The 12,896-nt window shown below is 70.9% G+C and carries 7 protein-coding genes and 1 pseudogene; 7 read left to right on the forward strand and 1 reads right to left on the reverse strand.

Features of this window, described 5'->3' with window-relative positions; genetic code table 11:
* The 7 genes and pseudogenes from HUV06_RS10125 to HUV06_RS10155 all read left to right on the forward strand — a co-directional run.
* Positions 1-602: pseudogene (locus HUV06_RS10125) on the forward strand (RNA polymerase sigma-54 factor); the annotation flags it as partial.
* A gap of 188 nt (positions 603-790) precedes the next feature.
* Positions 791-1,795 (forward strand): arginine N-succinyltransferase, encoded by a 1,005-nt coding sequence (locus tag HUV06_RS10130; protein WP_174301153.1) that lies wholly within the window; start codon positions 791-793, stop codon positions 1,793-1,795.
* Positions 1,792-3,255 carry a succinylglutamate-semialdehyde dehydrogenase gene (gene astD, locus HUV06_RS10135; protein ID WP_174301154.1) on the forward strand — a complete coding sequence of 488 codons (1,464 nt, stop codon included), beginning with the start codon at positions 1,792-1,794 and terminating at the stop codon, positions 3,253-3,255. The genes HUV06_RS10130 and astD overlap by 4 nt, the downstream gene beginning before the upstream one ends.
* A complete protein-coding gene (locus tag HUV06_RS10140; protein WP_174301155.1) occupies positions 3,252-4,556 on the forward strand; it encodes an N-succinylarginine dihydrolase in 1,305 nt (434 codons plus the stop codon). Before astD ends, HUV06_RS10140 begins: the two co-directional genes overlap by 4 nt.
* Before the next feature lie 96 nt (positions 4,557-4,652).
* A complete protein-coding gene (locus HUV06_RS10145) occupies positions 4,653-5,543 on the forward strand; it encodes an ImuA family protein (protein WP_174301156.1) in 891 nt (296 codons plus the stop codon).
* Positions 5,500-7,263, forward strand: coding sequence for a DNA polymerase Y family protein (locus HUV06_RS10150; protein WP_174301157.1), 1,764 nt, complete (start codon positions 5,500-5,502; stop codon positions 7,261-7,263). The genes HUV06_RS10145 and HUV06_RS10150 overlap by 44 nt, the downstream gene beginning before the upstream one ends.
* Positions 7,260-10,784: an error-prone DNA polymerase gene (locus tag HUV06_RS10155; RefSeq protein WP_174301158.1), complete on the forward strand. Its 3,525-nt coding sequence runs from the start codon at positions 7,260-7,262 to the stop codon at positions 10,782-10,784. Before HUV06_RS10150 ends, HUV06_RS10155 begins: the two co-directional genes overlap by 4 nt.
* 20 nt (positions 10,785-10,804) lie before the next feature.
* On the opposite strand, the gene HUV06_RS10160 is transcribed toward HUV06_RS10155, so the two are convergent.
* On the reverse strand, positions 10,805-12,896 hold a 2,092-nt coding region (locus HUV06_RS10160; protein ID WP_174301159.1), incomplete at its 5' end, for an ATP-binding protein.

Below are 12,896 nucleotides of genomic sequence, written 5' to 3' on the forward strand. Positions count from 1 at the left end.
GGCGGGTGGAGCTGAACTCCGACACCCTGCCCCGGGTCCTGCTCGACCGCCGTTACTACGCCAGGGTGTCGGCCGGCGCCCGCACGGATGCAGAAAAGACCTTCGTCGCCGACTGCCACGCCCAGGCCAACTGGCTGGTGAAGAGCCTGGACCAGCGGGTCCGCACCATCCTGAAGGTCTCCAGCGAGATCGTGCGCCAGCAGGACGCCTTCCTGGCGCTGGGCGTGGAGCACCTGCGCCCGCTGAACCTGAAGACGGTGGCCGACGCCATCGGCATGCACGAATCCACCGTCAGCCGCGTCACCTCCAACAAGTACCTGGCTACGCCCCGGGGCGTGTTCGAGCTGAAGTTCTTCTTCACCTCGTCCATCGCCTCCTCCGACGGCGGCGAAGCGCACTCGGCCGAGGCCGTGCGCCATCGCATCCGCGGCCTGATCGACGCCGAGCAGGAACGCGAGGGCGTGCTCTCCGACGACCGCATCGTGGAGATCCTGAAGGAGACCGGCGTGGAGATCGCTCGGCGCACCGTCGCCAAGTACCGCGAGGCCATGCGCATCCCTTCCTCGGTGGAGCGGCGGCGCCATGCGGTGTCAGTCGGCTGAAGCCTTGGGCCTGCGTGCTTCGAACGGTCTCACTTCGAGAGCCCTACTCAGCATGACGAAGGATCGCGACCCACCCCATTCGTCATCCTGAGGAGCGGCCCAAGGCCCGCGTCTCGAAGGACGCACACCCGCTGTGCAAGCCTGCGCCCGGGGTTCCGCCCCGCCCGCGGCTCCGCTAGAGCTTGGCCATGCTGGTGGTGCGCCCCGCGGGGCCTGACGACTACGACGCCTTGGCGGAACTCGCGGTGCTGTCCGGACGGGGCTTCACCAGCCTGCCCGAGGACGAGCCGACGCTGCGCGAGCGGCTGGCCATCTCCGCCGACAGTTTCTCAGGCGCCATCGCGCCACTGGAGGCCTGGTACACCCTGATGATCGAGGACTCCGCCACCGGCCGGGTGGACGGCGTGGCCGGGATCAAGGCGGCGGTGGGGCTGAAGCGACCCTTCTTCTCCTTCCGGGTGGTGACCCTGACCCAGTTCTCCTCCGCCATCCGCACCCGGTTCGACCACACAGCGCTGGTGCTGGTGAACGAGTGCTCCGGCTGGAGCGAGGTGGGCTCGCTGTTCCTGCGCCCCGAGCGCCGCTCCGGGGGCGCAGGCCGCCTGCTCGCCCAGTCGCGCTACATGCTGATGGCGGCCGAACCCCAGCACTTCTCCGAACACGTGCTGGCGGAGCTGCGCGGCTGGTTCGACGCGGACGGGACCTGCCCGTTCTGGGAAATGGTGGGCTGCAAGTTCTTCCGCCTGCCCTTCGACCAGGCCGACATGGCCAGCGCCTCCACCGACGGCCAGTTCATCCTGGACCTGGCGCCGCGCCATCCGATCTATGTCGAGCTGCTGCCCGACACGGCTCGCGACAGCGTCGGCCGGGTGCACCGCGAGGGCGAGCCCGCCCGGGTGATGCTGGAGCGCGAAGGCTTCCGCTACGCCAGCCTGGTGGACATCTTCGACGCCGGCCCCACCGTCTCCGCCCGCCGCGACGACATCGCCACGGTGCGCCACAGCCATCGCCGCCGCGCCAGGATCGTGGACGGCGTGGACGGCCCGCCCATGCTGGTCTCCCGCGACGCTATCGACAGCTTCCGCGCCACCCGCACGGCCGCCCTGCTGACGCCGGACGACGCCGAGATCGGTCGCGAAGCCGCGGAGGCCCTGCACGTCGCCGAGGGCGACCTGATCCGGGTGGCCCCATGAGCGGCGAACTCTACATCGGCGACCGCTGGCGTGAAGGCCGCGGCCCTGAGCTGGTCTCCACCGATCCGGCGACGGGACACCCGGTCTGGCGCGGCGCGACGGCGGCAGGGACCGACGTGTTTGAGGCGGTGGCCGCCGCCCTCAAGGCCTTCCGCCCCTGGGCCGACGCGCCGCTCGACGAGCGCATCGCCGCGGTCCGCCGCTACAAGGCCGTGCTGGAAGCCCGCGCGCCGGCGTTCGCCGCCGATCTCTCGCGCGAGACCGGCAAGCCGCTCTGGGAGACCCGGGCCGAGCTCGGCTCCATGATCGCCAAGGTGGAGGTGTCCATCGCCGCCCAGGCGGAGCGTGCGGGCTCCCGCGAGGCGGCCACCGGCTTCGGCCGCGCGGTGCTCCGCCACCGGCCGCACGGGGTCATGGCGGTGCTCGGCCCGTTCAACTTCCCCGGCCACCTGCCCAACGGCCACATCGTCCCGGCGCTCCTGGCCGGCGACACGGTGGTGTTCAAGCCTTCGGAGGAGACCCCGCTTGCAGGCCGGCGCATGGCGGAGGCGTTCGAAGCCGCGGGCCTGTCGCCCGGGGTGTTCAACCTGGTCCAGGGCGGCCGCGAGACCGGCGCGGACCTGCTGAAGCAGCCCATCGACGGGCTGCTGTTCACCGGCTCCGCCCGCGCTGGGGCCCATTTCCGGCGGCAGTTCGTAGACCGTGTCGAGGTCATCCTGGCGCTGGAGCTCGGGGGTAACAACCCGCTCATCGTGTGGGACGACGCGGACCCGGAGGCCGCCGCCGCCATCGCGGTGCAGTCCGCCTACGTCACCACAGGCCAGCGCTGCTCCTGCGCCCGCCGGCTGATCCTGCCCCAAGGTCCCGCAGGCGACCGGGTGGTGGAGGCCATCGCCGCCCTGGCGGAGCGGTTGGCGATCGGGGCTTGGGACGCGGATGAGGAACCCTTCATGGGCCCGCTGATCTCCGCCCGCGCCGCGGCCGGCGCCCGGGACGAGGTGGAACGCCTGGTCCACAATGGCGCCCGTCCCCTCCTGCCCTTCCGCCAACCGGAGGGCCTGGGCGAGGCCTTCGTCACTCCAGCCCTGCTCGACGTCACCGGGATCGCCTCGCCCGACGAGGAGATCTTCGCTCCCGTCCTGCAGGTGACCCGCGTCGACGACTTCGACCACGCCATCTCAGCCGCCAACGCCACCCGCTACGGCCTCTCCGCCGGCCTGGTCAGCGACGACGACGCCCTGTGGCGCCGCTTCCTGGACCGCTCCCGCGCCGGCGTGGTTAACCGCAACCGCCCCACCACCGGCGCGGCGGGGAACATGCCGTTCGGCGGTCTGGGCGCCTCCGGCGACCACCGACCCAGCGCCTACTACGCCGCCGACTACTGCGCCTACCCCGTCGCCAGCTTCGAGGCCGAGCGAGCGGTGGACACGACCTCGGAGATCAAAGGCCTTCGGCCGTGACGGACGCCGTCGAAGCCAACCTGGACGGACTGGTCGGCCCCACCCACAACTATGCCGGCCTGTCTCCGGGCAACCTCGCCAGCCAGTCGAACTTCGGCGCTGTCTCCAACCCCCGCGCCGCCGCCCTCCAGGGCTTGGCCAAGATGAAGCGGCTGGCGGACATGGGCCTGCCCCAGTTCGTCCTGCCGCCCCAGCCTCGCCCCGACCTCGGCTTCCTGCGCCGCCTCGGCTTCACCGGCTCGGACGCCGAGGTGAACGCCGCCGCCTGGAAAGCCGCGCCGATCCTGGCCGGCTCCGCCTGGTCGGCGTCGAGCATGTGGGCCGCCAACGCCGCCACGGTCACGCCCTCGGCCGACAGCGGAGATGGGCGACTGCACTTCACCCCCGCAAACCTGCTCACCAACCTGCATCGCAGCCTGGAACATTCCCATACGACGGCGGCGCTGAAGCGCATCTTTTCCGATCCCCGCCGCTTCACTGTCCATGACGCGTTACCGCCTCAGCCCCACCTCGCAGACGAGGGCGCCGCCAACCATGTGCGCCTGTGCGCCGAACATGGTGCGCCCGGAGTAAGTCTGTTCGTATACGGACGAGGTGCTTACGAGGCTTGGACCGGCCGCTTTCCCGCTCGCCAGACCTGCGAAGCGTTCGAGGCCGTTGCCCGCCGCCACGGAGCCCACCGCCCGGTCCACCTGCGCCAGAATCCCCGCGCCATCCAGGCGGGCGCCTTCCACAACGACGTAGTCTGCGTCGGCGCGCTGGACTGCCTGTTCTACCACCAGGCGGCCTTCGAGGACCCGGCCGCCATGCAGGCGGAGGTGCGCGCCGCCGCCGCTGGCCTGTTTGAGCCGCAGTTCGTGGAGATCGGCGAGGCGGAGCTGCCGCTGGCCGATGCCATCTCCAGCTACCTGTTTAATTCCATGCTGGTGCAGGCGCCTGGCGAGGCGCGCCTGACCCTCGTGGCGCCCATCGATGTCGCCGAGCATCCCCGCGCCCGCGCCGTGGCTGAAGGCTTGGTCGCATCTAATGGACCGATCCGGCGGGTGGAGTATGTGGACGTGCGTGAGAGCATGCGGAATGGAGGCGGGCCCGCCTGCCTTCGTCTGCGGGTGGTGATGACCCCCGAAGATCTGGCCGCCGCCAATCCCGCACATCGCCTGGACGATCGGCTGCATGGCCGCCTGGTCGAATGGATCGGTCGCCACTACCGCGATCGCCTCGTCCCGGCGAACCTGGCGGATCACGAGATGATCAAGGAGGCGCGGATAGCTCTGGAGCAACTCGACACCATCCTGTCCTGAGCCATGCAGGGCGAATCAAGACTCTCCTTGACTCCACGCCTCGGACCCGGAATCCATGTTGGAACGAAACGCGAACGGTTTCGCGTTCAGGACCTCATGACCGCCTCGCCCACCCTAGACGCGCTCCGCAGCCGCATCGAGTCGCTCGAGCGTCAAGCCCCTGAAGGCGGGCTGCGCCCGTCGGTCCACGCCCAGCGGCGACGGACCGCCGAGGCGGGCTGGACCCCTGCCTTCAGCTTCGGGCTGGAGGCGCTGGACAGCCGCTTCAGTCCGGGCGGGCCGACCTTTGGCGCCCACGAGGTCTGCGGCCCGGCGGGCGAGCCTGCGACCGCCCTGCTGTTCATGGTGCTGATCCTCGCCCGCCTCTTCCGATGCGACCCGCAGGCCCAGGCCCTGGTGGTCCAGGAACCGGGCGCGCTCAACGAGGGCGGCGGCCTGTACGGCCCGGGTCTCTGGGCGCTTGGCCTTGATCCCGGGCGCCTGGTGCTGGTGAACGCGCGTGAAGGCGGCGAGGCGCTGCGCATCGTGGACGAGGCGGTGCGATCCGGCGCGGTCGCCGCAGTGCTGGCCGAGGCGCCTAGGGCCGCCCGCAAGCTCGATCTGGCCGCCACCCAGAGACTGAACCTTTACGGCCGCCAGACCTCGACCCTGGCCCTGCTGGCCACTCCGGACCTGGAGGCCACCAGCGCCGCCATGACCCGCTGGCGCGTCCGCTCGCGCCCGAGCCAGGCACCGCGGGACTATCTCGGAGCCCCCGCGCTGGAGCTGGAACTGATCCGAAACCGGCTTGGTCCCACGGGCCGGTTCAATGTGGACTGGAGCAGCGACGATGCCGCCTTCCGCCTCCCTCAGACGCCCGCCGCGCCGCTTCGTGCACCTGTGGTTTCCACGCCTGTCTACCGACCGGCTGTGGCGGGGGCCTCCGGCAAGCCTCCAGGTCGTCGTGGAGACCCGCAAGAACGCCTTGCGGCTCACCGCGGTCGATGAGGCGGCCTGCGCCCAGGGCCTGAGCGTGGGCATGACCCTGGCCGATGCCCGCGCCCGTTTCCCCGCCCTGGCGGTCGCCCTGGCCGATCCGGCCGCCGACCTGGCCCTGCTTATGCGCCTGGCCGAGGCCTGCCGCCGCTTCACGCCCGCGCTCGCCCTACAGGCGCCCGACGGGTTGGACCTGGACGTCACCGGCTGCGCCGCCCTGTTCGGAGGCGAAGCGCGACTGCTGATGGCGGCTGGCGCGGTGGTGCAGCGCGCAGGCCTGGAGCTGCGCTCCGCCCTGGCGGACACGCCCGCGCTGGCTTATGCGGCCGCCCGCTTCGGCGGCGGGGGCGTGGTGGCGCCGGGAGGCGGCGCGGCGCTGCTGGCCCCCATGCCGGTGGAGGCGCTCCGCCTGGAACCGCAGGGCTGCGCCGTCCTGCGCCAGCTCGGCTTCAAGCACATCGGTCAGCTCCTGGCGCTCCCGCGCGCCGCCCTTACCCGCCGGCTCGGGCCCGAGGCCCTGCACCGGCTTGACGAGGCGTTGGGCGAGCGCGCCAGCCCGTTGGAGCTCCGCTTGGAGACGCCGGTGTTCCGCGCCGAGCGGCGGCTGTTCGAGCCCGTCACCGAGGCGGAGCAGGTGATGCAGGTGGTGGGCGATCTGGCCGTCGACCTCGCCGTCCAGCTTGAAGGCCGGGCCTTGGGCGGCCGCAGTTTCGCGCTGGACCTGTTTCGGCTGGACGGAACGGTGAAACGGCTCGGCGTGGCCGCCAGCCGGCCGCTGCGCCAGTCGGCGCGCATCGCGTCCCTGTTCGCCGAGCGTCTGGCGGGACTGAACGACGGACTGCAGGCCGACTTCGGCTTCGACCAGCTGCGCCTCACCGCAGAACGCACCCAGTCGCTCCAGGCCGGCGGCGCCGACCTGCTGCAGGAGAGCGGCGCACCCGGATCGGTGGAGGCCCTGGCCGACCGCCTCGCCGCGAGGACGGGCGCACCCGTCCTGCGCCTGACCGCCGCCGACCGGCACACGCCCGAGGTCGCCGACGCGGTCGCCGCCTTGGATGCGCCGGCCACCCGGACGACGACCCCAGAGATGGAGGAACCGCCCCGTTTCCTCGACACGCCACTCCGCCCGTTGCGCCTGTTCCGGCCGCCCCAGCCCATCGCCGTGACGGCCGCGGGCCTGCCCGAAGGGCCGCCTGCCCGCTTCACCTGGCGACGCGTGACCCGCACAGTGGTGCGCGCCGAAGGACCCGAGCGGCTGGAGCCGGAGTGGGCCCGCCATCCCACCGACCTCTGCGTCCGCGACTACTACCGCCTGGAGGATGAGGCGGGCCGCCGCTACTGGGTGTTCCGCCAGGGCCGCTACGACGCGCCGGACCCAGCAGGGCCGCCCGACCCGACGCGCGAGGCGGTCGATCGCGAGAAGTCCCGGCGCGAGATGATCAAGCCGGTCCGCCCGCCGCCAAAGCCCGAACCCGCGTTCAAGCTAAAGCTGGCGTCAGGGCCTCCGCCTTCCCGATCACCTCATCTCGAGCCTGTCGAAGGACGAGGCGACGTAGCGCGGCCGATTGAAGTGCGTCCTGCGAAACGTCCCTTCGGGGCTCCTCAGGATGAGGAGAAAACAGACCGCACAGACTTTCGCCATGCTGAGGAAGGCTCTGCAGGAGACTGTCTCGAAGCCTGCAACCCGCCCCCGGCCATCCCCGCCTGGTTCCTGCACGGCCTGTTCGGATGAGCCCGCCCTATGCCGAATTCGCTGTCGCCACCTGCTTCTCCTTCCTGCACGGCGCCTCCACGCCGGAGGACCTGGTGGAGACGGCGCTGGAACTCGGCCATGCCGGCATGGCTGTGGCGGACCGCAACACGCTGGCCGGCGTCGTGCGGCCCTGGACCCGCCTTCGGGCCATACGCAAGATCGCCGAAGCGGAAGGCGACGCCACGCTTTGCGAGGTCCTGACCCGGTTCCGCTACGTTGTCGGCGCCCGGCTGGTCTTCGCCGACGGGACGCCGGACGTGCTGGCATATCCGCTGCACCGCGAGGGCTATGGGCGGCTCTGCCGCCTGCTCACCGAGGGCAACCGGAAAACCCGCAAGGGCGAGTGCCGGCTGGAGCTTGAGGACCTGCTCAGGTGCGGCGAGGGCCTGGGTCTGGCCCTCGTTCCCCCCCGGCGGCCGGACCCGGTCCGGGTCCGTCCCGTGCTGGACGCCCTGGCCGAGGCGCATCCCGGCCTGGTGTGGCTGGCGGGCGCCATGGGCTATGAAGCCGCCGACGCCCGTCGGCTCGACCTCCTGGCGGCGCTGGCCCAGGCTGTCGGAACGCCGCTGCTCGCAGTCAACGACGTGCTCTATCATCATCCCGACAAGCGGCGGCTGCAGGACGTGATGACCTGCATCCGAGAGCATGTGACGTTGCAGGACGCCGGCTGCCGCCTGCAGCCCAACGGCGAGCGCCACCTGAAGCCCGCCGTCAAGATGTCGCGTCTGTTCCGCGACCATCCCGACGCCCTCGCCCAGACCCAGCTGCTGCTGCAGCTGTGCGGCTTCGACCTGGGCGAACTCCGCTACGAATACCCGCGTGAACCCGTGCCGCCCGGCCGTACGCCCCAGGCGCACCTTGAGGCCCTGAGCTGGCAGGGCCTGCAGTGGCGCTATCCTGAGGGCGCGCCGGACAAGGTGGTCAGACAGCTGCGCGAAGAGTTCGCCTTCATCGAACGCCGCGGCTACGCCCACTACTTCCTGACCGTGCACGACATCGTGCGCTTCGCCCGCGACAAGGGCATCCTGTGCCAGGGACGCGGCTCGGCGGCCAACAGCGTGGTCTGCTTCTGCCTGGGGGTCACAGCCGTCGATCCGGCCCAGCACGACCTGCTGTTCGCCCGCTTCATCTCCGACGAGCGCGACGAGCCGCCCGACATCGACGTGGACTTCGAGCACGAGCGGCGGGAGGAGGTAATCCAGCACCTCTACAACCGTTATGGCCGCGAGCGGGCGGCGATCTGCGCCACCGTGATCCACTACCGGCCCCGCAGCGCCATCCGCGAGGTCGGCAAGGTCCTGGGGCTGACCGAGGACGTGACCGCGGCCCTGGCCGGCATGGTCTGGGGAAGCTGGGGGAGCGAACCCGATCCCGAGCACGTCCGCCAGACAGGGCTCGACCCCGAAAACCCACAGATCGAGGAGGCCCTGGGGCTGGCCGGCCAGCTGATCGAGCTGCCGCGCCACCTGTCCCAGCACGTGGGCGGCTTCGTGCTGACCCAGGAACGGCTGGACGAGACCGTTCCCATCCTCAACGGAGCCATGCCCGACCGCACCTTCCTGGAGTGGGACAAGGACGACATCGACGCACTGCAGATGATGAAGGTCGACGTGCTGGCGCTCGGCATGCTGAGCTGCATCCGGCGCGCGTTCGAGATGCTGAACGGCTACGGCATCGTCCCTATCGCCGACATGGCCGATATCAAGAAGAACCGCGACGACGATCGCGCCGTCTACGAGATGCTCGGCCGCGGCGACACGGTGGGCGTCTTCCAGGTGGAGAGTCGGGCGCAGATGAACATGCTGCCGCGCCTGAGGCCCCAGACCTTCTACGACCTGGCCATCGAAGTCGCCATCGTGCGCCCGGGTCCGATCCAGGGCGACATGGTCCACCCGTACCTGCGCCGCAAGCAGAAGCTGGAGGAGGTGGTCTACGAGGGTCCCACGATCGCCGGTAGCGATCCCGACGAACTGAAGAAGGTGCTCAGGCGCACCCTGGGCGTGCCCCTGTTCCAGGAGCAGGCCATGCAGATGGCCATGGTCGCCGCCCGCTTCACCGATGCGGAGGCCGATGGCCTGCGCCGCGCCATGGCCACCTTCCGCCGCACCGGCGGGGTGACGCCCTATCGCGACAAGATGGTGGGCGGCATGACGGCGCGCGGCTATAGCCAGGCGTTCGCCGAACGCTGCTTCAAGCAGATCGAGGGCTTCGGCTCCTACGGTTTCCCGGAGAGCCACGCCATCAGCTTCGCCAAGCTGGTCTACGTCTCGGCCTGGCTGAAGCACCATCATCCGGCGGTGTTCGCGGCCGCCTTGCTCAACGCCCAGCCCATGGGCTTCTACGCACCGGCCCAGATCGTACGCGACGCCCGAGAGCACGGGGTGGAGGTACGGCCGGCGGACGTCGGCGCCAGCGACTGGGACTGCACGCTGGAGCCGGCGGAGGACGGCGAATGGGCGTTACGGCTGGGGCTACGCCAGGTCGACGGGTTTGCGGAGGCGGCGGCGACACGGCTGGTGGAGGCTCGGGGCGGCCGGGTCTTCGCGCCGACGAGCTCCCTCGCGCCTCCGTCATCCTTGGGCCTGACCCGAGGACCAAGGCTGACCTCGAGCCCAGCGCCTGCGGCGCGACAGCGCCCGCCAGGCGGACGGCTCGATCCTTGGGACACCGAGGATGACGGGGAAAATGGAAGTCTGAGAACGCCGGGGGTTCAGCCTGCACCCTTCGCCGACTTCGACGATCTGGCGCGGCGCTCAGGCCTGACGCCTTCCCAGCTGCAGACACTGGCCCAGGCGGACGCCATGCGCTCGCTTGGCCTGGACCGGCGCGCGGCGCTGTGGCGGGTGCGGGGACTTTCAGGACGCGCGCAGCCGCCCCTGCTGTCGGACCTGCCCGATCCCGAAGAGCCGATTCCCCTGCCGCACATGGCGCTGAGCGAGCACGTGGTGGCCGACTACCAGACCACCCGGCTGTCGCTGAAAGGCCATCCCATGGGGTTCCTTCGCGACCGCTTCGCCGCTCGGGGCGTGGTCGCCTGCGCCCAGGTGGGGGGGCTGAAGGACGCCAGCCCCGTCTCCACCGCCGGAGTGGTGCTGGTGCGCCAGCGGCCGGGCACAGGCGTGGTGTGCTTCATCACCATCGAGGACGAGACCGGCGTCGCCAACCTTGTGGTGCTGCCGGAGGTGTTCGAGCGTCACCGCCGGGAGATCATGGCGGCGAGGCTGCTGGAGGCGCATGGGCGCATCCAGCGCACCGAGCAGGCCGAGCAGGCCGAGCAGGCCGAGCAGGCCGAGCAGGCCGAGCAGGTGGTGCATGTGCTGGTCCACCGCCTGGTGGACCGCAGCGCGGATCTGCGCATCCTGGCCGAGCCGGAACTGGACCTGAAGCCCCCGCTCGCCCGCAACGACGAGGTGATCAGGAACGCGCGCCTTGGGCAGACCCCCACCCCCGTCCATCCACGCCAGGTGCGGGTCGTGCCGCCTTCGCGGGACTTCCACTGACCGCCTGCGGCCCTGTCGGCTCAGCCCAGCCTCATCGCCGCCTCCATCTCCACGCGGACTTTGGACGGGGCCAGCGGCTTTGATGGCAACGTGAAGCTCACCGTCGTGCCCACGCCCAGTTCGCTGGAGATGTCCAGGACGCCCTCGTGCAGCTCCACCAGCGCCTTGGTCAGCGCGAGACCCAAACCGGTACCCTGCTGGGTCTTGGAGTGCTGGGTCTCAATCTGTTCAAAGGGACGCGCCAAGCGGCCGAGGTCCTCCGGCGCGATCCCGATGCCCGTATCGGTGACGCCAACGCGCACACGCGGACCGCCTGCGCGCTGCATCTCGGCCACGCGCACGGTGATCCGTCCTCCCTGCGGGGTGAACTTTATGGCGTTGGACAGCAGATTAAGCAGGATCTGCTTCAAGCCACGGTAATCCGCCTCGATGGTGGGTAGGCTGTCCGGCGCGATCACCCCGATCAGCAGGCCCGCGCTTTCGGCCCGGTTGCGCATCAGCCGGACCGCCTCGGCGGCGATCTCGGCCACGTCCACCGCCTCGAGGTGCAGGTTCATCTTGCCCGCCTCGATCTTGGACATGTCCAGGATGTCGTTGATCAGGGCCAGCAGGTGCTGGCCGGAGGCCAGGATGTCTGACGAATACTCCCTGTAGCGCGGGTCCCCGAGCGGGCCGAACATCTCGCCCACCATCATCTCCGAGAACCCGTTGATGGCGTTGAGCGGCGTTCGCAGCTCGTGGCTCATATTGGCCAGGAACTCGCTCTTGGCGCTGTTGGCCCCCTCCGCCCGGAACTTCTCAGCCTGGTACTTGCGGGCCAGCTCGGACAGCTCCCGGCGGCTCTCCTCCAGGCGGGCGACGGCGTGCTGCAGCGCCTCCTCGTTCAGCCGCCGCGCCTCCTCCTGGCGCTTGATGCCGGTGATGTCGGCGGCGGTCATCACCAGGCCGCCCTCGGCGGTGCGGCGCTCCGAGACCTGCAGCCAGCGGCCGTCCACCGTCTCGATCTCGCGCAGACCCGGCCGGGCCGGGTTGGCGACCGGGGTGTGGGCGCGCACGGCCAATTCGGCGAGCTTCAGCACCGAACTTCGCGTGGCCCCGGGCTTGAGGACCCGAGGCTCGAGCGAGAAGACCTCCCGGAACGTCTGGTTGCACATGATCAGCCGGCCGTAGCGGTCCCACAGAACAAAGGCTTCGGAGACGCTGTCGATGGCGTCGTGCAGCCGCCGCTCGGCCGCCTGAGCCCGGTGCTCGGCGGTGCGCTCGTCGGTGACGTCCAGCGCCACGCCAATGACCCGACTGTAGGCGGTCTTGGATGCTCCGGCGGTCAGGGGGACGAGCGTACCGAAGGCTTGGCCCCGGGCGTCGATCCAGGACACGCCTCCGGCCGCCAGGGGCACGCAGAAGCTGACGTCCAGTGCGCCGAACTCGGCCGCCCCCCGCAGGGCCTGGCGCACCCGGTCACGGTGCTCGGGCGCAATGCGGGCGATCACGTCCTCCCCCACCGCCAAGCCGCCGCCGCCCCAGCCCAGCATGACGCCGGTGACGTCGGACATGGAGACCTGGTCGGCCGCCAGGTCCCACTCCCAGATGCCACAGCGCGCCGCCTCCACCGCCAGGCGGAACTTGCGTTCGCTCTCGCGGCGCGCGGTCTGGGCGGTGTCGGCCTTGCGGGTCTGGATCATCAGCACGAGCGTCAGCAGCAGCCCGATGGCCAGGGGCGTGAACAGGGCGAAGACGTTGGTGGCCAGAGCGCTCTGGGCGGTGATGAGTGAGGGCGCCGGGACGGCCACCACGGCGATCAAGCCGCCGTCCGGGGTGCGGGTCGCCGCCACCTGAGCCGGCCGGCCTGGACCCAGCAGCCCCCTCACGCCCCTGTCGCCAGAGGTCGCAGCTCGCAGATGGACCGCGTCAAGGCCCAGCGCGGCTTCCGCCTGCAGGGGTGCGGCCTGGTTGGACGCCACCACCAGGCCCTGCCACGTCACCAGCATCTGGACCTTTCCCGCGGCGTCCGGCTGCAGGAGCAGGCGCATCGGGGCCGCCAGGACGAGCTGGCCGCCCCCGGCGAGCGGCGCGCCGGCAAACAGCCACGGGCCGGCCCTCGCCGCCGGCAGG

Origin of the sequence: Caulobacter sp. S45 (genome assembly GCF_903642205.1) — a bacterium.
GTDB lineage: Bacteria > Pseudomonadota > Alphaproteobacteria > Caulobacterales > Caulobacteraceae > CAHJWH01.

What these genes read in the sequence shown, in the direction of transcription:
- HUV06_RS10130 (WP_174301153.1), top strand. Translation starts at nt 791, where the DNA reads ATGCTGGTGGTGCGCCCCGCGGGGCCTGACGACTACGACGCCTTGGCG.
- astD (WP_174301154.1), top strand. Translation starts at nt 1,792, where the DNA reads ATGAGCGGCGAACTCTACATCGGCGACCGCTGGCGTGAAGGCCGCGGC.
- HUV06_RS10145 (WP_174301156.1), top strand. Translation starts at nt 4,653, where the DNA reads ATGACCGCCTCGCCCACCCTAGACGCGCTCCGCAGCCGCATCGAGTCG.
- HUV06_RS10155 (WP_174301158.1), top strand. Translation starts at nt 7,260, where the DNA reads ATGAGCCCGCCCTATGCCGAATTCGCTGTCGCCACCTGCTTCTCCTTC.